Source organism: Curvibacter sp. GW821-FHT09D12 (genome assembly GCF_059416245.1).
Map to the genome: position 1 here is coordinate 36,179 of NZ_JBWKOU010000025.1, position 19,634 is coordinate 55,812.

Consider the following 19,634-nt stretch of genomic DNA (forward strand, 5'->3'; position numbering starts at 1 on the left):
CTCAATCCTCGATGCCCCGTTGGGCCGGGATGCCGGCCTGGAAGGCGTGCTTGATCAGCTTCATCTCGGTCACGGTGTCAGCCATCGTCACGATCTCTTCGGGGCAGCGGCGCCCGGTGAGCACCACGTGCACCTGGCGCGGGCGGTCGCGCAGGGTGGTCAGCACCTCGCCCAGGGGCAGCCAGCCATAGATCAGGGGGTAAGTGATCTCGTCGAGCACCACCAGAAAATGCTCGCCGGCCAGGATCACGTCCCGCGCCCGGGCCCAACCATCGCGGGCCAGTTGGGCAGAGTGATCGAGGTCCTTGCTCTTCCAGCTGAAGCCGTCGCCCAGGCCTTCCACCGGGATGCCCAGTTGCTCGAACATGCGGTGTTCGCCAAAGCGGGCACTGGGCACCTTCATGAACTGGTAGATCTTCACGGCCTTGCCGCGGCCATGCGCCCGCAGGGCCAGGCCGAAGGCCGCGGTGCTCTTGCCCTTGCCGTCGCCGGTGTTGACGATGATCAGGCCACGGCGCTCGCCCTCGGCTTTGTCATAAGGCTTTTCGGTGGGGGGGGTTTCGATCTGCATGGGAGGTTTTCAGGAAGTGTGGGGGTGGGATGTGGGTTCTGACGTGGGTTCGGCCCGGGCCACGGGCAGGGGCACCCATTGCCCCTGGACCGGGTGGATCTTCAGGCGCTGGTCAAACACCTGCTCCAGCGCGCGGTGCGTGGCCGGGGCCTCGGTGCTGCCGTGGTGGCAGATGCGGCCTTGCGCCATCACCACCAGCTCATCGGCCTGCAAAGCCATGCCGAGTTCATGCAGCACGCTGACCACGGTCCGGCCCTGCCCCACCAGTTGGCGCACGGTGTCCAGCCAGTCGGACTGGTGCGGTGGATCCAGGTTGGCCAGGGGCTCGTCCATCAACAGCACCGGGGCCTGCACGGCCAAGGCACGGGCCAGCAACACGCGCTGGCGCTCGCCGCCCGACAGCTGGCCCAGACTGCGCTCGCGCCATTCCCAGGCCTGGGTGCTGCGCAAGGCCTGCTCCACGGCCGCATGGTCGGCGGCGCCGGGCGCGGCCAGCCAGCCGCGGTGGGGCAGGCGCCCCAGCATCACCACGTCAAGCACCCGCAGGTCGTGGGCCGCCTGTTCGCCCTGCCCCAACCAGGCCACGGTGCGCCCTCGCTCGCGAGCGGGCCATTGGCGCAAGGGGCGCTGCAGCAGGGTGATCTCGCCAACACAGGGCAGCAGGCCCGCCAGCGCCCGCAGCAAGGTCGATTTGCCGGCCCCGTTGGGGCCCACGATGCTGGTCCAGGCCCCCTGGCGCAAGCCCAGGTCGATGGCGTGCAGCACCGGTCGCTCACCGAGCCGGGCGCTCACGCCCCGGGCCTGCAGGGCCAGCGTGGAGGAGGCGACCACGGCGCTCATGCGCCGCCCCCCAGGCTGTCGCGTCGGTGCATGAGCCACAGCAGGTAGCTGCCGCCCAGGACCGCCGTCAAGGCACCCACGGGCAACTCCTGTGGTGCCGTGAGGCCACGCGCCAACACGTCGGCCAGCATCAGCAGGCAGCCGCCGGTCAGGCTGGCCAGCAGCTGCTGCCAGGCATGGCCCGTCTTGACCAGCCCGCGTACCAGGTGCGGCGCCGCCAGGCCGACAAAGGCAATCAAGCCGGTCTGGGCCACGGCCGTGCCGGTGGCCAACGCCAGCACGGCCACCAGCACCGCGCGTAAAACGCCGAGTGGCAGGCCGAGGCTGAGGGCCGTCGATTCACCGAGCGACAGCCCGTCCAGGCCCCGGGCCGCCCCCAGCGCCACCAGGGCGCACAGGCACCACACCGCGCCCATCAGCAGGGCCGAGGTCCAGCCGACAAAACCGGTGTTGCCCAGCATGAAGGCTTGCATGGGTTGCATGATCTCGGGCACGCGCAGCAGCAGCAAAGAGGTGATGGCGCCCAACACCACGCCCACGATGACCCCGGCCAGCAACAGGCGCAGGGTCTGCTGCACGCCTCGCGCCAGCGCCAGGGTGAGCAACACGGCGCCCACCGCACCGACAAAGGCGGCGCCGGTGAGGCCCAGGCGCATCAGCCAGTCGGATGACAAGAGCAGGTTCAAGGGCCTTTGCCCCAGCCACACCAGGGCAAAAGCCACGCCCAGTGAAGCCCCTGAGGCACTGCCCAGCAGGTAGGGGTCGGCCAGCGGGTTGCGGAACAAGCCCTGCGCCACGGAGCCGGCCAGCCCAAGCAAAGCCCCGGCGGCCAGGGCCCCGAGCGAGCGGGGCAGGCGGATGTCGAGCACGATCTGGGCGGCCAGGGGGTCGTCGAACAACTGGGTCACCCGCTGAAAGCCGGTGCTGCCCACGCCCAGGCTGAGCGCCAGCAGACCGGCCACCAGCAGCACCAGCACGAAGAGCACGGCGGCCGGCCGCCAGGCGCGTGGGCTCATGGCGAGCGCTCCTGCAGGCAACGCGCCATCAGGCGTGCGGCCTCGCCCATGCGGGGGCCGGGGCGCACCATCACATCGGATTCGGCAGCGCTGAAGCGGCAGATGCGGTCCTCGCGCACGGCGCGGATGCGATCCCAACCCGGGCGCTGCATCAGGCCTTCGAAGTTGCGGTCCCCAATCATGATCAGGTCAGGGTTGGCGCGCACCACATACTCGGGGTTGAGCTTGGGAAAGGGGCCCAGCGAGGCGGGCACCACATTGCGCGCGCCCAGCCGGCTCAGGGTCTCGCCGATGAAGGACGATTCGCTGGCCGCATAGGGCGCTCGGTTGACTTCGTAATACACCCGGGTGTTGCGCACCTTCGGCGGCAGCGACTGGGCGGCGGCCGAGACCTCGGCATCGATCTGGCGCCAGATGCGCGTCGCGCCCTGCGCATCGGGCACCTGCAGGACCACGCCGATCTTGCCCAGCACGCGCTGCACATCGGCGTAACTGCGCGGCTCCAGGGCCACCACCTTGAGGCCGAGCTGCTCCAGCCGGGGCGTGGCACGGGCCGACTTGGCCAGCAAGACCACATCGGGCCGCAAGGCCACGATGCCCTCGATGTTGGCGTCGTCCAGCCCCCCCAGGTGCGGCAGGGCCTGCACCGACGCAGGCCAGGTGGAGTAACGGTCCACCCCCACGAGGCGGGCACAGCCACCCATGGCGCAGATGGACTCCGTCAGCGAGGGCAGCAGGCTGATGATGCGCTGCGGCGGCTGGGCCAGTTGCACGCTGACGCCGCGGTCATCCTGCAGTTCGATGGGGGCCGCGGCCTGGCACAGGCTGCTCAGCATCGCGAGCAACAGCCACGCCAGCGGGAATCGGAGGAAGGTGCAGGATTTCAAGCGGGGGCCTTCAGAGTCAGGGGCAGGCCAGCGGCCATCAAGGTGACGCGGTCGCAGACCTGGGCCAGGCGCTGGTTGAGCTGGCCCAGCGCATCGACAAAGGCCCGGACCTCGCGCCCCATCGGGATGACCCCCAGGCCGATCTCGTTACTGACCAGCAGCACCGGACCCGAAGCCCGGGCCAGGGCCTCGGCCGCCTCGCTGATGCGCCGGGCCAGTCCATCAACGCCCACCGCGGCTGACGGGTCGATGGGCATGATCAGATTGGTCAGCCACAGGGTCAGGCAATCGACCACCACCAGGGTGTCGTGCCGGCTCAGGCGCTGCAGTTCAGCAGGCCAGTCCAGTGGCGACTCGACGGTCTTCAGGCCCGGCACACGCTGGGCACGGTCGCTCTGGTGGCGCTCGATGCGTGCAGCCATCTCAGGGTCCCAGGGTTGGGCCGTGGCGATCAACACCCCCTGTCGCTGCGGCTGGGCCAACCATTGGGCCGCCTGGTGCTCGGCCCGCGCCGATTTGCCACTCTTCTGGCCGCCCAGGATCAGTTCACGGTAGGCGTGGCTCATGGTCGCGCCTCCGGCAGGAACAAGGCAGCCACCGCCTCGGGGGCCGAGGGGAACCAGGCATGGAAGTAGCTGGCACGCACCGGACCCAGGCCATACACGGCCTCGCCTTCGCTGCCATGGGGCGACACGCCCGGACGCACGCTGCGGCCCACGGGCTGCAATGCGGTCTCGCAAAGCGAATGGTGAAAGGTGTGGCCACGCAAAGTGCCGCCGCCGGGCTCGGGCGTCCATTGCTGCGGCCCCAGGGCCACCAGGCGCTTTTGCATCAGCACCTGACCCGGCAGCAGGCCGAAGCCGGCGTGCCGCTCGCCCTCGCGGGTGACCAGGCTGTCGAACAAGGCCATCATGCCGCCGCACTCGGCCCAGACCCGGCGGCCTGCAGCCACATGGGCCTGCAGGCTCAGGCGCATCGTGGGGTTGCCGGCCAGGGCCGGGCCGTGCAGCTCGGGGTAGCCACCGGGCAGCCACAAGGCGTCACAGTCGGGCAAGGCCCCATCGGTCAAGGGCGAGAAAAACACCACCTCGGCGCCCAGGGCGCGCAGGCAGTCCAGGTTGGCCGGGTAGATGAAACAGAAGGCGGCATCACGGGCCACGGCCACCCGCCGGCCGGCCAGCAAAGTCGACACCGGCGCCGGGGCCGCGGGCAGGTCGACCGGAGGCTGCCAGGCCGGCCAGTCGGCCAGCGCACGCTGGCCGATGGGGGTGTTGGCCAAGGCGTCGGCCGCCGCATCGAGGCGGGCCAGGGCATCGGGCAATTCTCCCGCCTGCACCAGGCCCAGGTGCCGCTCGGGCAGGGCCCAATCGGCACTGCGGGGCAAGACCCCCAGCCAGGTGGCGGGGTCGCGCAGGCCGTCACGCAGCATGTGGGCGTGGCGCTCGCTGCCCACCCGGTTGGCCAGCACGCCCAGCCAGGGCAGCCCCGGCTGGTAATGCTGCAGGCCATAGGCCAAGGCGCCGAAGGTACCGGCCATGGCCGAGCCGTCGATCACGGCCAACACCGGCAAGCCGAAGCGGCGCGCCAGATCGCCTGCGCTGGGCTGGCCATCGAACAGGCCCATCACGCCTTCGACGATCACCAGATCGCTGTCGGCGGCAGCCTGTTGCAGGCGGGCCGCACAGTCGGCCTCGCCGTTCATCCACAGGTCCAGCGAATGCACGGGGCCGCCGCTGGCCAAGGCCAGCCAGCAGGGATCGAGAAAATCGGGCCCGCACTTGAAGGCCTGCACCCGCCGCCCGGCCCGGCTGTGCAAGCGGGCCAGGGCCGAAGCGACCGTGGTCTTGCCCTGGCCAGAAGCGGGTGCGGCCACCAGCACCACTGGCGCCAGCGCGGCCATCAGCGCGGGGCCCAGATCAGGCCCAAGTACACGCTGCGGCCCGGGGTGGCGTAGGTGTTGGCCAGTTGGTAGGACTTGTCGGCCAGGTTGTTGAGGCGGGCCAGAAGCTTCCAATCCGGCGCGATGTCGGTGCTGGCACGCAGGTTGAACAGGGTGTAGCCCCCCAGTGTCACGGTGTTGGCGGCGTTGTCGAAACGGCGACCCGACCATTGCGCCTCGGCAGCCAGGTTCCATTGCGCCAGGCGGGTCTCGGCACTGAAGGTACCGTGCTCGCGCGAGCGGCGGGCCAATTGCTTGCCGGTGACCAGATCCTTCGGGTCTTGCACATCGAGCGAGCCGCGCAGCAGCACGGTCTCGACACGCTGCTCGCCCGTGAAGGTCAGGCCTTCATAGCGGGCGTGACCGGTGTTGGCATAGCAGCCGTAAGGCGACGAGCAGGCACCAGCGCCACCGAAGTTGATCAGGTTGTCCACCGTGTTGCGGTAGGCCACCACACTGAACAGGCTGCTGCCCTGCTGGTAACGCAGGCCGGCCTCGAGGTTGCGGCTGGTCTCGGGTTGCAACGAGGCCAGGCCGTACTCGCTGAAGCGCTGGTACAGCGTGGGGGCACGGAAGGCGGTGCCGGCCGACACCGTGGCACGCCAGGCGGGCGTGATGGCGTAGCCATAGGCCGCACTGCCCGTGTTGTGGCTGCCGAATTCGCTGTCGCGATCATGGCGCAGGTTGAGCTGCACGGTGTGGGCCTGCCAACGCAGGCCATAGCCCAGGGCCAGCGCATCCTGCGAGCGGCTGCGGTCGATGGGGGCGTTCTGCAACTGGTCTTCCCGGCGTTCGAGCGCCACGGTCCAGTTGGCCGCGCCACGCTTCCATTCGTTCTGGAACAGGTAGCCGCGCACCCGCGTGTTGGTCTGGTAGGGGTTGGGCTGGGTGGTGTAGTGGTCGGACGATTCGGTGACGCTGACGCGGGTGCTGTAGCCCTCGTTCCAGCGCGCCGACCAGTTCAGGCCGGCGGCGTAAAGACGGTGCAGGTTGCGATCGTCCCGGGTTAGGTTGGCGTCGTAGCCCGAGTTCATGTTGCTGCCGAGCAGGGTGGCTTCCAGGCGCTGGTCGCGGTTGAGCTGGGCGCCGAGGCGGGCATAGCCCGAGTTGCTGCGGTAGCCGTCACGGTCGGGGTTGGCCGTGGCGATGGGGCGGGCATTGAAGCCCAGGCTGGTCTCGTTCTGCACCCCCAGCGCGTAGTCGATGGCCCCGTCGGCACCGCTGAGGGCGGCTTCCAGGTGGGTGCTGCGAAGGCTGCCGATGCCCATGCCGACATAAGGCTTGGGCGCGCCCTCGCCCTTCTTGGTGAAGATCTGCACCACGCCGCCGATGGCGTCCGAGCCGTAGACGGCCCCCGCCGGGCCACGCAGCACTTCGATGCGGTCGATCAGGCCCAGGGGGATGGCCTCCCAGGCGGCGCCGCCGGTGGACTGTGAATCCACCCGGATGCCGTCGATGAACACGGCGGTGAAACGGGTCTCGGCCCCACGCATGAACAAGCTGGTGGTCGTGCCGGGGCCACCATTGCGGGAAATTTCAATGCCGGGCACACGGGCCAGCACGTCGGCCAGCGCGGTGGCACCACTGTTTTCGATGGTTTCACGATCGATCAAGGTGACATCAGCCACCAGGTCGGCCAGGGGCTGCTCGGTGCGCGTGGCAGTGACCACGGTTTCCTTGAGCGGGTTCAAGCCTGCGACCAGGACAGGCAGCTCGGCGGCCTGCGCGGCCACCTGCAGGACACACAGGCCGGCGGCCAGGGCGAGAGGGCTCAGGCCATGGCGAGCGCGCGCACGGACGGACACACGGACGGAGGATTGAACGGAAGGGTTCTTCATGGGACGGGGACAGGTCAGCAAAATAGATCCGCGCCGGCTTCCCCGCCGACACTTGGACGTCACGAACACCAGGGCCTGAACGGGCAAGCCTTGGCATTCACCTTGTTGGCCGGTATCCGGGCTGGCAGAGACAACCCTCCTCGCCTTCCCAGATGCGTGTTCAGAACATCCAGTGGCTTGTTGGAGAAAGGCGGAGCCTGAAAAAGGCTCGTCTGCTTGACCGTTGCGGGGGCAGCGCAGGTTGGAGGCGGGGCGCGTGACGCCTGCCCGTTCCTGCTTCCCGTTGAACTGCGGTGTGTGAACCACACCGCGAGCACCAACAATCCGGATTTTAGAACCATTCACTGACGCCCGTCCTACAATAGCCGGCTGTATGGCACCCTCCGACCTGCACCCCATTGACCAGATCGCCGATCGCGTTGAGCGGCTTCTGGTGCGCCACGAAGAGCTGCAACGCACCAACGCCTTGCTCACCGAGCAGGTGGCGGCCCTGGGGCGCGAACGTGACAGCCTGAAGTCGCGGCTGAATGCCGCGCGCTCCCGTGTCGAGGCCCTGCTGGAGCGCCTGCCACCGCTGCCCACCGAACCCTCCGAGGACAAGGCCGCATGAAGCAAGTCGAAGTCCAGATCATGCAGCAGAGCTATCTGCTGGCCTGCCCTGATGGCCGAGAGTCGCGCCTGCTGGACGCCGTGGAGCGCCTGGACACGGCGATGTGCAAGATCCGCGACGCGGGCAAGGTGCGTGCACGCGACCGCATTGCCGTGCTGGCCGCCCTGAACTTTGCTTTTGAGCTGGCCGATCGCGAAAACGCCGATCTGCAAGCCCAGGCCCAGGCCCGGCAGGCCCCCACCCCACACCCCTCGCCCGCGGCCAGCCTGCCGGCCGGTGCGCTCAGCGCACACGATGCCGAGCGTCTGAACCAATTGATTCGCCAACTCGACAACGCTCTGGGCGGCGACGGGCACCTGATCTAGGGCCTGTTAACAGGCTCCAGCCCCCATCGACCGGGCGCTGTCAAGCAAAGCCCCCTCACAGGTGCAGATCTGGGCCAGATTGCCGCCAGCCCCCCTTCGGCGGGCCTACAATGGCAACCGTCTGCAGTGCATGCCGGGCTTTATATTTCCTTGAACCAATGCTCTCTGAGCCCGGGCTTGGTACATCGGCTGGTGAGCGTGATCGTCTCGCGTCAGATGAACCCAACGCCAGTCTGCCCTTGCCCACCTGAACCCCCGGTTCAGGATGCCGGTCCGGTGGCACTCGCAGACACCTTCTTCCCGAACAAGCCGGCCTCGCGCCGGCTTGTTTTTGTCTGCCGTCGCATCCAGGTGCCACCACCATGCTGCTTGAGCCGATCCTGATTCTTGAACTGGCCCTGCTGGGCATTTTCTCGGGCTTCCTGGCGGGGCTGCTGGGCATTGGTGGCGGCATGCTGATGGTGCCCTTCATCACAGCCATCCTGGGCCGCCAGGGTGTGGCAGCCGATCTGGCCGTGAAAATGGCGATTGCCACGTCCATGGCCACCATCATGTTCACGTCCATCTCCAGCGTGCGAGCACACCACAAACGCGGTGCCGTGCGATGGGATCTGGTGCGTGGGCTGGCCCCCGGCATCGTGCTCGGCGGTGCGGTGGCCAGCATGGGTGTTTTTGCCTTGCTCAAGGGCAGTGCCCTGGCGATTTTCTTTGCGCTGTTCGTGGGCTTTTCGGCCACCCAGATGTTCCTCGACAAGAAGCCCGCCCCAGCGCGCCAGATGCCCGGCATGGCCGGCCAGCTGGCCGGCGGCGGCGTGATCGGTTTTCTGTCGGGCCTGGTGGGTGCGGGTGGCGGCTTTGTGAGCGTGCCCTTCATGACCTGGTGCAATGTGCCCATCCACAATGCCGTGGCCACCTCGGCGGCCCTGGGGTTTCCGATTGCGGTGGCCAATGTGGTGGGCTATGTGATTGCCGGGCAGTCACTGACCCAACTGCCCCCTGCCTCGTTTGGCTACATCTGGCTGCCTGCGCTGGGCGTGATCGCAGCCTGCAGTGTGTTGACCGCCCCACTGGGCGCCAAGGCGGCCCACCAATTGCCGGTGAAAAAGCTCAAACGGGTGTTTGCCAGCCTGCTGTACCTGCTGGCTGCCTACATGGCGTGGAAGGGCCTGAGCGGCTGAACCGGCCTCTGCTGCAACGCCGAGGCACATCAGGAACCTCAGGCGACCCGAGCAGGCCCCTGCAGAAAACCGGCAAATTTCGCCGCAGACACGCCGGGTGAAAACAAAAAGCCCTGGTATTCATCGCAGCCCAGCCGCAGCAGCGCTGCGCGCTGATCTTCCGTTTCAACCCCCTCGGCAATGACGGACAAGCCCATGGCCCGTGCCAGGCCAATCATGGCAGCGACGATGGCCACGTCACTGTCATCCCCCGGCAGGCCGCGCACAAAGGACTGGTCGATTTTCAGTTTGCTGATGGGGAACTTCTTCAGGTAGGCCAGGCTGGAGTAGCCGGTCCCGAAATCATCAATCGCCAGATGCACGCCCAGGGCCGCCAGTGCGCGCAGCCGCTGCAAGACCTCATCCGCATCCTGCACCAGGATGGATTCTGTGAGTTCTAGCTCCAGCAACGCGGGCGGCAAGCCAAGCTGACCCAGCACTTGCGCCACGCGCTCCACGAAGTCCGGCTGCCTGAACTGCAGCGCCGACACGTTGATCGACACCTGAAGCGGGGTGCCGGCACGCCACCAGGCGGTGGCCTGGCCGACGGCCTCGGCCAGCACCCAGGCACCGATCTGCACGATCAGTCCCGACTCTTCTGCCAGCGGGATGAACTGTCCGGGTGAGACCGCGCCCCGCTCGGGATCCGACCATCGGATCAAGGCTTCGGCGCCGATGAGACGGCCCGAGGCCAGATGAAGCTGAGGCTGGTAGTGCAAGTGAAAGGCCTGCCGCTCGATGGCCTGGCGCAGCGCCGTCTCCAGCTTCATGCGGGAGAGCATGTCCACATTCATCTGCGGGCGATAGAAGCGAATATGCCCCCGCCCTGCCCCCTTGACCTCGTACATGGCGGTGTCGGCGTGCTTGATCAGCTCGTCAAGGGTGTCGCCGTCGCCCGGGTACATGGCCACGCCGATGCTGCAGCCGATGCTGAAGTTCATGTCGTCCTGCAAAAAGGGACGGGACAGCGCCTCCAGCACACGCGAGGCAACGCGCTCTGCCCCGGCCACCTCCACGTCATGCAGGTACAGGACAAATTCATCCCCTCCGAGGCGGCACAGGGTGTCCACGTCGCGCAGACACAATCGGATGCGTTCGGCCACCTGGATCAGCACCCGGTCGCCGAACTGATGGCCCAGTGAGTCGTTGATGTTCTTGAATCGATCGAGGTCCAGGAACAACACGGCAAAGCTGACGGCATGGCGCCGCGCCATGTTCAGCGCGAAATCCACTCGTTGCGACAGCAGAAGGCGGTTGGGCAGGCCGGTGAGGGCATCGCTGTAGGCGAGTTGCTCAATGCGGCGTTGAGCTGCCTGCTGCGCGGTCAGGTCTCGGAAGAAGCCGATGCTCTGACCCAGGCCGGCCCGCTCATCATGGAGTTGGACCCAGGACAATTGCACCGGGCAACGACTGCCGTCATCACGGCACAACCAGACCTCGCCCTCCCAGAAACCCTGCTGCTCACGCCGCTGCCGGATGTGATCCATCAACGCAGGGTCAGCCGGGTCGGCAAACAAAGCCCCCGCCGCACGCCCCAGCCAGGGCGCAGTGCCGACAAACGTGTCGGCATCGGCCTGAGCCAGACGCAAAAACGCGGGATTGACCGCCATCAGGACCTCCTCGGCGGTGGCGATGAAAACGGCGTCGAGGCTGCATTCAAACACCTTGGCGGCGCGCCGAAGCTCGGCCTGAGCAGCCACCTGGTCCGTGATGTCGCGAAACGAGTAGACCCGGCCCACCGCTCGCCCCCGGCTGATCTGCGTCACGCAGGCGCGTTCAAGCACCCGGCCATCCTTCAACAACAAGGTGTCGCTCACCTGCAGGTCGGGGCTGGCGGCCAATTCGGCAAGCCGCTGCTGGTAAAGCGCAGGGTCCAGCACGGAAGCCATCAGATGGGCGTGGAGCGCGCCATCATCACGCTGGGTGTGCAGCGCTTCGGGGATCGACCAGATTTGACTGAAGCGGCGGTTGAACGCCCTCACCTCGCCACGCAGGCTGCACACCAGCATGCCATCGGCCGTCGAATCCAGGGTGGCGCGCAACTCAGCCACCAACTGCTCGAATTCATTCGTTGCGTGCTGCTCCCGACTCCGGTCCAGCATCACCACCTGGTATGCGGGTGCACCATCGGGAAGTCGTGTGAGGGTGACGCGCCGCTCGACGGGAAGCACGGAACCATCCAAGCGGCGCAGCACGGTTTCTGACCACAGCCCCGGATCCCCATCCGGCTGGACCGTGGCCCAGAAGACCATGTCTTCGGGCGAGACCGCCAGATCGGTCACCGGCCGCCCCAACACGGCCTCAGGCGCGACATGTCCCAAGAGCGCACAGGCCGCCCGGTTGACCCAGCACACAGTGAGCCCCGCCGTCTCCACCAACCAGACCGATTCCAGCAGACCCTCCAGGCTGGGCCCGGCCTGGGCGTCGGTCACTGTTCGGCTCCAGCCGGAGAAGGCGCCTCCACGGCCCGTTCAAAGAAGTAGCAGATGCGTTGGCGTGGCGACAGATAGTCCAGTGCCGCCTTGGGCAGTTGCGAGGCCTTGAGGCTGCGCTTGATGCCCAGCTCAGGGACCTGCTCCAGGTCCAGGATCAGCGCCTCGGAGCGAGGCACCATCGGATCATGCACCAGCACCCGGGGCCGCAACGGGCGGGACGAATTGACCGACACCACCAGGGCAAACCGGTCGTTCACCAACTGGACCACCGAACCCGGTGGGTACACGCCCATCATGCGGATGAAGGCACCCAGCACCGTAGTGTCGAAGCGGGCTTTCATCTGCGCAAAAATCACCGACAGCGCTTCGTGCGGGGTCAGCGCGATGGCCAGACGCGAGGGGTTGCAGAGGTTGTCATAGCGATTGACCAACGCCACGATCTTGCCCAGTGTCTCCAGGCGATCAACCTTGTGCCGCATCGGAAAGCCACTGCCATCGGCCATCTCGTGGTGCTGCGAAATGCCCTTGATCACACCCGGCGCAAGCCCCATGCGCTGCGCCAGAATCACGCCCTGTTCGACGTGCTCCTGGTACATGCGGTACTCGGCGGTAGTGAACTGGTCATCGAATGAACGCACGCGGTCAGGCAACTCAAGCTTGCCGATGTCGTGCAACATGGCCACCAAGCCCAAATCCTTCAGGGCAGCCTCTTCCAGGCCCAGGGCCTTGCCCAACAGCAGCGAGATCACCATCACATTGATGGGATGGGTGGCGCTTCGATCGCCCGACACCTCGGTCAGCAGGCGGATGACCGATTCGCCATTGGCCAGCAGCTCGGACACACAAGAGCCCACCAGTTCCTCGCTCTGACGCTTGGCGTCCTGAGGGCTCAGCCGCAGTTGCTCACCCACCTTCTTGTACTGGCGGGTGGCATCAAAGAAGCGACGCTCGCAGACCTCCAGGCAACGCTCTTGCGCCAGGCGTGCAGCCAGACGCGCCTGGCGTGCCCGGTCTGCGCCCGAGCCCTGCGGCAACGCCGGTGCCTGGTCAGGTTCTTGGGGTTCCGGCGAAGACGCATCGCCCACGGCCGGCACCGCTTGAGAGGGGGACTCATCGACTTGCACGTCGCTTCGCGCGGGCACGTACCGGATCTGGCTGAGCCCCAGCGAGCGCAGGGTCTGGATCTGCTCGTCGGAGGAGATCTTGAAACTGCCCATCGGAAAGGGATGATCCATCCAGCCGAGCTCAAGCTGCACAAACATGCCTTTGCGCAACCGCTGAATGTCGATGAGCTTGCTCTTGCTGTCTTCCATGGATTCGAAAATAGCTGACCAGAGAGTCAGTCTTACGAAACCATTATGGCGGGATTTTGAGACAACTTTTACCTCTAGCAAGTGACGCGCGACAAACCTGATTCCTATGAGACTCAGTGAACGCGTCCCAGACCTGTTACTGGCACCACTCAGCCACGCGATGGGCGACGTCCAACCACAGGGACCAACCGGCCAAAGCGCAAAGAAACAAGCCCGCCATCCGCGTGCCCCAATCCTGCCGCCAACCGTTGACCCGCTGCTGGAGCGAGCGCCAGAGCCAAGGTCCCGCCAACAAAGACACACTGCCGCCAAGGGCGAACAAGGCCATGACCAGAGCACCTTCGGCCGGCCCGCCCGCCAAACCGGCCACCAGCAGGGCCGAATAAAGCAGGCCACAAGGCATGAAGGCCCAGGCCACACCTGTCGCAAAAACGCCACTCCCACGCGCCGTCAAGGGTTGTACCCGCTGCCAGACCGAGCGGGCGGCGCCCTGCACCCAGGCCGGCTGCTCGGCCTGGATCACCAGCCAAAGCCCCCAGGCAAGAACTGCGACATGAAACAGGCTCCACACAGGTCGCAAGACAGCCGTCTTGCCACTGAGCCACGCCAACGCCCCCACGGCCACCGCGGCCAGGGCGCCGGCGCCGGCATAACCGATCAGCCGCCCAACCTGAAACAGGCATTCGCGCCCGGTGGGCAAACTGTTCAAGCGCGAACGGGCAACGGCGCCCGCCGGATCCGCAGGCAACCATTGAATCGGCTGCTCAGTCCCACCCGAGGAACGCCCCAGGGCCGTGCAGGCGGCACCGCACATGGCAACGCAATGGGGACCACCTGCCAACCCCATCAACAAGGCCGTCCATGCCAGAGAGCTCAACACCATCCGCCTCCTTGCAGACAAGCGCCAACCCGGATCCACCGGACCGAGTGACAGCGAGGCTCAGATGATGCGTGAGAAACGGGCACGGTTGCGGTCGGCCTGCAAATAGCGGTCAAAGACCATGGCGATGGCACGGATGAAGAACCAACCGTTCGGCGTGACCTCGATGCCAGAGTCATCCATGGTGAGCAGGCCATCCTTGGCCAGATCCTGCAACAGACCCATTTCGGTCGCGAAATAGCTGCGGCAGTCGATCAACCAAGCCAGATCGATCGACTCGTACACCAGTCGCCCTTGGCACATCAACGCCATGATGACGGCGCGCCGGACCAGATCGTCGCGCGACAAGGCCAAACCCCGAACGACGGGCAGGCGCCCCTGGTTGAGGTAGTCGTAATAGTCTTCCAGGGTCTTGGCGTTCTGGCTGTAAGTCGCCCCGACTCGCCCGATGGCCGATACCCCCAGACCGATCAGATCGCAATCGGGTTGGGTGCTGTAACCCTGGAAGTTGCGATGCAGACGCCCTTGGCGCTTGGCCACGGCCAGTGCGTCATTGGGCAAGGCAAAGTGATCCATGCCCACATAGACATAACCGGCCTCGATGAAGGCCGACAGCGAACGTGACAACATCGACACCTTGGCCGGCCCCCCCGGCAACTCAGCTGAAACAATGCGGCGCTGCGGCTTGAAACGCTCAGGCAGGTGCGCATAGGCATACAGGGCAATGCGGTCAGGCCGCAATTCGGTCACCTGGGCCAGGGTGCGATCAAACGATTCGGGGGTCTGCCGCGGCAGGCCATAGATCAGATCGACGTTGATCGACTCGAAACCAAGGCGACGGGCTTCCGCCACCAGATCGAACACCTGTTCTGCGGGTTGAATGCGGTGCACCGCCTTTTGAACGGCGGGATCGAAATCCTGCACCCCGAAGCTCAGCCGGTTGAAGCCCAGGCGAGCCAGGTGAGCCAGGCGATCCCGGGTAACGGTGCGTGGATCGACCTCGATGGAATACTCGCCACCGGGTGCCAGCGAAAAATTGCGCCGCAACATGGCCATGAGTTCGCTCAAGCGCTCATCGCTGAGAAAGGTGGGGCTGCCCCCGCCCAGATGCAGCTGACTGACCGCCTGACCCGTACCGATCTGCTGCACATGCAGATCGACCTCGCGCCCCAGGTAGCGCAAGTACTCATCGGCCCGCTCAGGGTGCTTGGTGATGATCTTGTTGCAGGCGCAGTAGTAGCAAAGCGACTCGCAAAAGGGAATGTGGATGTACAGGGAAAGAGGCAGAGCCAACGTTGCAGCCCCTCCACCGCGACGCTGATCCAGAGCTTGCCGGTAATCTGCTTCGGTGTAAGCCTCAACAAAGCGGTCGGCCGTAGGATAGGAGGTGTACCTGGGCCCCGGCACATCAAACCGACGCAACAGCTCTGGCGAAACGACATTCATCTGGCATTTTTCCTTCTGGACACCATAATGTGCATCAGCCAAGGAATGAGGCCTTGATGTGGATCAAGCGAGCAACGCGCACCCAAAGTCACAATTTGAGGCATATCAGGAGGAGCCATGTTTGACACACCTGTAACCAACGAGCTTACAAAACCGTTAAGCTCAAGCGCTGACTCTTCTACTAGGCGAATGAACCCACAAACCATCAAAGTTGCCTGCTCCAACTGCAATCTGCGCGAGTTGTGCATGCCCATGGGCCTGAAGCCCGAAGAACTTGAACGCATTGATGAGGTGGTGGCGATCCGGCGCAAGGTCAAGCGCGGCACGACACTGTTTCGCAATGGCGAAAAATTCACTTCGCTGTATGCGATCCGCACGGGTTTCTTCAAAACCTGCGTGGCGACCGAAGATGGGCGCGATCAGGTCACAGGCTTCCAGATGGCAGGTGAAATCATTGGTCTGGATGGCATTGTTCAAGACCACCATACCTGCGACGCCGTGGCACTCGAAGATGCTGAGGTGTGCGTGATGCCGTTTGACCGCATCGAAGAGCTGTCGCGCGAAGTGACGGCACTGCAGCACCATGTGCACAAGATCATGAGCCGCGAGATCGTTCGCGAGCATGGCGTGATGCTGTTGTTGGGCAGCATGCGTGCCGAAGAACGCCTGGCCGCCTTCTTGCTGAACCTGGTCCAGCGCCTGCACGCGCGGGGCTTCTCCCAGTCTGAGCTGGTGCTGCGCATGACGCGTGAAGAAATCGGCAGCTATCTGGGCCTGAAGCTTGAAACCGTGAGCCGCACGTTCTCCAAATTTGTGGAAGAGAACATCGTCGAGGTCAAGCAGCGCCATGTGCGCATTCTGGATACCGATGCCCTCAAGCGCATCGTGAATTCCCAGACCTGCCAATAAGATTCGGGGGCCTGCTGCCCCACTGGCCGGTGATACATCACCGACAGGCTTTGCTGCTGGGCATACAAACAGAAAAACAAACAAAAGCACCCGGTCACCCGGGTGTTTTCACATCTGAAGTTGAGAGCCAACCCTGTTGGAAGCAGGCCGCGGAAGCGGGCACGAAAGCAGGCACGAAAGCAGGCACAAATAGGCTCGTGTCTGGCCGCACCAAGCAACAGACCCACAAGGCGTCAGACGCAGGAAGCCTCTTGCTTGGGACAGCCATCGGGTCGGTCGGAACCCGGCAGCGGACAGCGATTGACCTCGAACGGCGACTGAGCCAGCAACGTGGTCAAGCCGCTGGATACGATCGCACACACCCAGAACGCAAAGAAGGCGATGGTGTAAACCCCCTGGCGAGACAACTCCACAGGTTGGCCGAACCATGACAGATCATTGGGGTCGACGACGGCAAAAACCAGTATTTCAAGCACGCCTGCCACCAAAAAGGCCGGCCAGGCGATCCACATCAAGCGCTGATTCAGCATGAGGCTCTCCGGTTGTTTGAACCATCCTAGCCCTCATCTGCCCAATCGGTAAGAGGCTTAACGCTTGGGCTCGGGAATATCCTGAGTCGGCGTGACCGCGTGGTTGCGGCCCTGCAGGGCCGGCATCATGGCTTTGGGATCCACATCGGGCAAGGTCCGGTTGATCTCGATACCGCGCTTGTAGTAATCGGCCTCAATGACCGGGTCGGGCGTGCGAATGGCGAGCCACAAAGTGACAAAGCCCGCCACCACCACAATGGCAGGACCGGAAATGATCATCCAGACATGGCCATGGGTCCACCAGGGACGCGGTGTCGGCTCAGCGGCAGAAGACTTGGAGGGGATGGAAGAGTTCATAGGGCATTGACCTCAGCGAGGCACCAGGAAAACAGATTTTTCAGACACATGGGCACCACCGGCTGCTTCGCCGACAGCGAAGTAGACCGTGTGAGACCCTGGAGGAACCGCACCATAAGGTATCTGCAGGCGCACCGGCACCCAACGCGACTGGGCCGGCTCGATGACCACCTGTTGCTCGGAGGCCACCTCCAGGCCATCCAGGCCCGTTGCCTTGATCACATAGGTCTGCTCTTTCTCGGTCGCATTCATGATCTGCAGGCGGTAGACGTTCTCAAGCTTCCCACCGGACACAATGCGCGAAAGCGCTGCCCGGTCACGCACGATGTCGACCTTGAGCGGGGTTCTGAGCACCAGACTGGCCAGCAACCCCACGGTAAGGGCCAGCAACACCACGCCATACAGAATGGTCCGCGGCCGGAACACCCGCTGCATGATCTCGGGCCGCCCCCATTGGTTGGAGACCGCGTTCTGAGTGGAGTAACGGATGAGCCCACGCGGGTAGTTCATCTTGTCCATCACGGTGTCGCACACGTCCACGCAGGCACCGCAACCAATGCATTCGTATTGCAGCCCCTTGCGGATATCGATGCCCGTCGGACAGACCTGCACACACAGACTGCAATCCACACAGGACCCCAGGCCCAGCGCCGCAGGATCGGCCTTGCGTGAACGCGAGCCACGAGGGTCACCGCGGGCCTCGTCGTAAGTGACGATCAGGGTGTCCTTGTCGAACATGGCGCTCTGGAAGCGGGCATAGGGGCACATGTATTTGCACACCTGCTCGCGCATGAAGCCGGCATTGCCATAGGTGGCAAAGCCATAGAACAGCACCCAGAAGATCTCCCAGCCCCCCATCTGAGTGGTCAGAAAGGCCATGCCCAGATCCCGGATCGGCGAAAAATAGCCTACAAAGGTGTAACCCGTCCAGACCGACAAGGTCAGCCAGACGATGTGCTTGAAGCTGCGCTTGACGATCTTTTCGAGGCTCAGCGGCGCGTCATCGAGGCGGATGCGGGCCTGGCGATCCCCTTCAATGTGGTGCTCGATCCACAGAAAGATCTCGGTGTAGACAGTTTGCGGGCAGGCATAGCCACACCAGAGTCGGCCGGCGACGGCCGTGAACAGGAACAGTGCCAAGGCCGAGATGACCAGCAAGCCTGTCAGATAGATGAAGTCCTGGGGGTAAAGAACCAGGCCAAAAATGAAAAAGCGGCGCGCACCCAAGTCAAAGAGCACGGCTTGGCGTTGCCCCCACTCCAGCCAGGGCAGCCCATAGAAAACCAGTTGCGTGAAGATCACCAGCGCCCAACGCCACTGACTGAAAAAGCCGCTGACAGAGCGGGGATGGATCTTCTGCTGGGCAGCGTACAGAGACACCAACTCGGCGCTGTCGTCGGGGGCAGCAACGATGGGAATGATTTTGCGACGATCGCCTGAGGTGGGTTCCAAACTACAGTCCCCGATCAGGCCCATCAGGGCCTCATCACGATTGAAAAGGAAAACCCGCCCGGACGTCAATCAGCGTCCGGGCGGGCGCAAGGGTCAAGCCTTACTTGGCAGCCTTGGCGGGAGCCAGGTTGGACATGCCCCACACATAGGACGCCAACACATGGATCTGAGCCGCTGTGAGCTTCTCGGCCTGGGCCGGCATCTGGTTGGTCTTGCCGTTGTTGATCATGCTGATGATCGCGGCTTCACCGTAGCCATGCAGCCAGATGTCGTCGGTCAGGTTGGCTGAACCCAGCGCCTGGTTACCCTTGCCGTCAGCGCCGTGGCAGGCAGCGCAGGCACCAAACTTGGCCTTGCCCAGCGATGCACGCAGCGAGTCATGGGGGCTGCCCGAGAGGCTCAGAACGTAGTTGGCCACGTTCTTCACGTCATCAGCCGTGCCCACGGCAGCGGCCATGGGAGGCATGTTGCCGATGCGGCCACCGGTGATGGTCTCGGTGATCTTTTCGGGCGTGCCGCCATGCAACCAATCGCCGTCGGTCAGGTTCGGGAAGCCCTTGCTGCCGCGGGCGTCAGAGCCGTGGCACTGAGCGCAGTTGTTCATGAACAGACGCTCGCCAATCGCCACAGCCTGCGGGTCCTTGGCCACATCTTCCACAGACATGCTGGTGAAGCGTGCGTACAGGGGCTCGAGCTCTTTGTTGGCCTTGGCCACTTCCTTCTCGTACTCATTGGCGGTCGACCAGCCGAGCTTGCCGGCAAAGTCACCCAGGCCCGGGTAGAACGTGAGGTAGCCCAGGCCAAAGACCACGGTGATGATGAACAGGCCCACCCACCACAGGGGCAGTGGGTTGTTCATTTCACGCAGGTCCTCATCCCAGATGTGGCCAGTGGTGTTGTCCGCCGTGGCGGCCACTTTCTTGCGGGACGCGATCCACAGCAGCAACAGGCAGGCAAGAATGCCCCCCAGTGTCACTGCCGACACGTACACCGACCAGAAGTTGCTTGTGAAGTCACTCATGGTGCTCT

At 64.8% G+C, this 19,634-nt stretch carries 19 protein-coding genes and 1 riboswitch; of the genes, 4 read left to right on the forward strand and 15 right to left on the reverse strand.

Translation table 11 applies throughout. The features are described from left to right. Position 1 precedes the first annotated feature (1 nt). The 7 genes from cobO to AC07PT_RS25895 are packed head-to-tail and all read right to left on the reverse strand — an operon-like array spanning position 2 to position 7,091. Positions 2-571, reverse strand: a complete 570-nt coding sequence (gene cobO, locus AC07PT_RS25865; protein WP_492346201.1) for a cob(I)yrinic acid a,c-diamide adenosyltransferase — start codon at positions 569-571, stop codon at positions 2-4. A 9-nt stretch (positions 572-580) separates the two neighbouring features. Then, entirely contained in the window at positions 581-1,411 is an 831-nt protein-coding gene (locus AC07PT_RS25870; protein ID WP_494658626.1) for an ABC transporter ATP-binding protein, read from the reverse strand. Continuing rightward, the gene (locus AC07PT_RS25875; protein WP_492346199.1) at positions 1,408-2,427 is read right to left on the reverse strand and encodes a FecCD family ABC transporter permease; all 1,020 of its coding nucleotides are present in this window, start codon (positions 2,425-2,427) and stop codon (positions 1,408-1,410) included. Before AC07PT_RS25875 ends, AC07PT_RS25870 begins: the two co-directional genes overlap by 4 nt. Then, positions 2,424-3,263, reverse strand: coding sequence for an ABC transporter substrate-binding protein (locus tag AC07PT_RS25880; protein WP_494658641.1), 840 nt, complete (start codon positions 3,261-3,263; stop codon positions 2,424-2,426). Before AC07PT_RS25880 ends, AC07PT_RS25875 begins: the two co-directional genes overlap by 4 nt. A 47-nt stretch (positions 3,264-3,310) precedes the next feature. Next, entirely contained in the window at positions 3,311-3,880 is a 570-nt protein-coding gene (locus tag AC07PT_RS25885; protein ID WP_494658627.1) for a bifunctional adenosylcobinamide kinase/adenosylcobinamide-phosphate guanylyltransferase, read from the reverse strand. Next, complete coding sequence (locus AC07PT_RS25890) at positions 3,877-5,214, reverse strand: cobyrinic acid a,c-diamide synthase CobB (protein ID WP_494658628.1); 1,338 nt, start codon at positions 5,212-5,214, stop codon at positions 3,877-3,879. The genes AC07PT_RS25885 and AC07PT_RS25890 overlap by 4 nt, the downstream gene beginning before the upstream one ends. Beyond that, a complete protein-coding gene (locus AC07PT_RS25895; protein WP_494658629.1) occupies positions 5,214-7,091 on the reverse strand; it encodes a TonB-dependent receptor domain-containing protein in 1,878 nt (625 codons plus the stop codon). The genes AC07PT_RS25890 and AC07PT_RS25895 overlap by 1 nt, the downstream gene beginning before the upstream one ends. A 90-nt stretch (positions 7,092-7,181) precedes the next feature. Then, a riboswitch (cobalamin riboswitch) is annotated at positions 7,182-7,427 on the reverse strand. 37 nt (positions 7,428-7,464) lie between these two features. Between AC07PT_RS25895 and AC07PT_RS25900 the strand changes: the two genes are divergently transcribed. From AC07PT_RS25900 to AC07PT_RS25910, 3 genes are all read left to right on the forward strand, one after another. Further along, entirely contained in the window at positions 7,465-7,701 is a 237-nt protein-coding gene (locus AC07PT_RS25900) for a cell division protein ZapB (protein WP_019573080.1), read from the forward strand. Beyond that, entirely contained in the window at positions 7,698-8,066 is a 369-nt protein-coding gene (locus tag AC07PT_RS25905) for a cell division protein ZapA (RefSeq protein ID WP_492346195.1), read from the forward strand. The genes AC07PT_RS25900 and AC07PT_RS25905 overlap by 4 nt, the downstream gene beginning before the upstream one ends. 362 nt (positions 8,067-8,428) lie before the next feature. Further along, complete coding sequence (locus AC07PT_RS25910) at positions 8,429-9,244, forward strand: sulfite exporter TauE/SafE family protein (RefSeq protein ID WP_492346194.1); 816 nt, start codon at positions 8,429-8,431, stop codon at positions 9,242-9,244. Positions 9,245-9,282: 38 nt separating this feature from the next. Here the strand turns inward: AC07PT_RS25910 and AC07PT_RS25915 are convergent, their stop codons facing one another. From AC07PT_RS25915 to hemN, 4 genes are all read right to left on the reverse strand, one after another. Further along, the gene (locus tag AC07PT_RS25915) at positions 9,283-11,715 is read right to left on the reverse strand and encodes a putative bifunctional diguanylate cyclase/phosphodiesterase (RefSeq protein ID WP_494658630.1); all 2,433 of its coding nucleotides are present in this window, start codon (positions 11,713-11,715) and stop codon (positions 9,283-9,285) included. Beyond that, positions 11,712-13,031: a cyclic di-GMP phosphodiesterase gene (locus AC07PT_RS25920; protein WP_494658631.1), complete on the reverse strand. Its 1,320-nt coding sequence runs from the start codon at positions 13,029-13,031 to the stop codon at positions 11,712-11,714. The genes AC07PT_RS25915 and AC07PT_RS25920 overlap by 4 nt, the downstream gene beginning before the upstream one ends. 136 nt (positions 13,032-13,167) lie before the next feature. Then, positions 13,168-13,914 carry a sulfite exporter TauE/SafE family protein gene (locus tag AC07PT_RS25925; protein ID WP_494658632.1) on the reverse strand — a complete coding sequence of 249 codons (747 nt, stop codon included), beginning with the start codon at positions 13,912-13,914 and terminating at the stop codon, positions 13,168-13,170. A 57-nt stretch (positions 13,915-13,971) separates the two neighbouring features. Beyond that, a complete protein-coding gene (hemN, locus tag AC07PT_RS25930; RefSeq protein WP_492346190.1) occupies positions 13,972-15,357 on the reverse strand; it encodes an oxygen-independent coproporphyrinogen III oxidase in 1,386 nt (461 codons plus the stop codon). A gap of 117 nt (positions 15,358-15,474) precedes the next feature. Between hemN and fnr the strand changes: the two genes are divergently transcribed. Beyond that, positions 15,475-16,266, forward strand: coding sequence for a fumarate/nitrate reduction transcriptional regulator Fnr (gene fnr, locus AC07PT_RS25935; protein WP_492346189.1), 792 nt, complete (start codon positions 15,475-15,477; stop codon positions 16,264-16,266). A 233-nt stretch (positions 16,267-16,499) separates the two neighbouring features. Here fnr and AC07PT_RS25940 read toward each other — a convergent pair whose 3' ends face one another. The 4 genes from AC07PT_RS25940 to ccoP all read right to left on the reverse strand — a co-directional run bounded on the left by AC07PT_RS25940 (position 16,500) and on the right by ccoP (position 19,626). Beyond that, complete coding sequence (locus tag AC07PT_RS25940; protein WP_492346188.1) at positions 16,500-16,796, reverse strand: hypothetical protein; 297 nt, start codon at positions 16,794-16,796, stop codon at positions 16,500-16,502. A 57-nt stretch (positions 16,797-16,853) separates the two neighbouring features. Then, positions 16,854-17,153, reverse strand: coding sequence for a FixH family protein (locus AC07PT_RS25945; protein WP_492346187.1), 300 nt, complete (start codon positions 17,151-17,153; stop codon positions 16,854-16,856). 12 nt (positions 17,154-17,165) lie between these two features. After that, on the reverse strand, positions 17,166-18,629 hold the full coding sequence (gene ccoG / locus AC07PT_RS25950; protein WP_492346186.1) for a cytochrome c oxidase accessory protein CcoG: 1,464 nt from the start codon (positions 18,627-18,629) through the stop codon (positions 17,166-17,168). A 76-nt stretch (positions 18,630-18,705) separates the two neighbouring features. Continuing rightward, entirely contained in the window at positions 18,706-19,626 is a 921-nt protein-coding gene (ccoP, locus tag AC07PT_RS25955; RefSeq protein ID WP_492346185.1) for a cytochrome-c oxidase, cbb3-type subunit III, read from the reverse strand. Positions 19,627-19,634: the final 8 nt, after the last annotated feature.

What these genes read in the sequence shown, in the direction of transcription:
- AC07PT_RS25885 (WP_494658627.1), bottom strand. Translation starts at nt 3,880, where the DNA reads ATGAGCCACGCCTACCGTGAACTGATCCTGGGCGGCCAGAAGAGTGGC.
- AC07PT_RS25900 (WP_019573080.1), top strand. Translation starts at nt 7,465, where the DNA reads ATGGCACCCTCCGACCTGCACCCCATTGACCAGATCGCCGATCGCGTT.
- AC07PT_RS25870 (WP_494658626.1), bottom strand. Translation starts at nt 1,411, where the DNA reads ATGAGCGCCGTGGTCGCCTCCTCCACGCTGGCCCTGCAGGCCCGGGGC.
- AC07PT_RS25910 (WP_492346194.1), top strand. Translation starts at nt 8,429, where the DNA reads ATGCTGCTTGAGCCGATCCTGATTCTTGAACTGGCCCTGCTGGGCATT.
- AC07PT_RS25905 (WP_492346195.1), top strand. Translation starts at nt 7,698, where the DNA reads ATGAAGCAAGTCGAAGTCCAGATCATGCAGCAGAGCTATCTGCTGGCC.
- AC07PT_RS25925 (WP_494658632.1), bottom strand. Translation starts at nt 13,914, where the DNA reads ATGGTGTTGAGCTCTCTGGCATGGACGGCCTTGTTGATGGGGTTGGCA.
- AC07PT_RS25920 (WP_494658631.1), bottom strand. Translation starts at nt 13,031, where the DNA reads ATGGAAGACAGCAAGAGCAAGCTCATCGACATTCAGCGGTTGCGCAAA.
- AC07PT_RS25945 (WP_492346187.1), bottom strand. Translation starts at nt 17,153, where the DNA reads ATGAACTCTTCCATCCCCTCCAAGTCTTCTGCCGCTGAGCCGACACCG.
- fnr (WP_492346189.1), top strand. Translation starts at nt 15,475, where the DNA reads ATGTTTGACACACCTGTAACCAACGAGCTTACAAAACCGTTAAGCTCA.
- AC07PT_RS25895 (WP_494658629.1), bottom strand. Translation starts at nt 7,091, where the DNA reads ATGAAGAACCCTTCCGTTCAATCCTCCGTCCGTGTGTCCGTCCGTGCG.
- hemN (WP_492346190.1), bottom strand. Translation starts at nt 15,357, where the DNA reads ATGAATGTCGTTTCGCCAGAGCTGTTGCGTCGGTTTGATGTGCCGGGG.
- AC07PT_RS25890 (WP_494658628.1), bottom strand. Translation starts at nt 5,214, where the DNA reads ATGGCCGCGCTGGCGCCAGTGGTGCTGGTGGCCGCACCCGCTTCTGGC.
- AC07PT_RS25875 (WP_492346199.1), bottom strand. Translation starts at nt 2,427, where the DNA reads ATGAGCCCACGCGCCTGGCGGCCGGCCGCCGTGCTCTTCGTGCTGGTG.
- ccoP (WP_492346185.1), bottom strand. Translation starts at nt 19,626, where the DNA reads ATGAGTGACTTCACAAGCAACTTCTGGTCGGTGTACGTGTCGGCAGTG.
- ccoG (WP_492346186.1), bottom strand. Translation starts at nt 18,629, where the DNA reads ATGGGCCTGATCGGGGACTGTAGTTTGGAACCCACCTCAGGCGATCGT.
- AC07PT_RS25940 (WP_492346188.1), bottom strand. Translation starts at nt 16,796, where the DNA reads ATGCTGAATCAGCGCTTGATGTGGATCGCCTGGCCGGCCTTTTTGGTG.
- cobO (WP_492346201.1), bottom strand. Translation starts at nt 571, where the DNA reads ATGCAGATCGAAACCCCCCCCACCGAAAAGCCTTATGACAAAGCCGAG.
- AC07PT_RS25880 (WP_494658641.1), bottom strand. Translation starts at nt 3,263, where the DNA reads ATGCTGAGCAGCCTGTGCCAGGCCGCGGCCCCCATCGAACTGCAGGAT.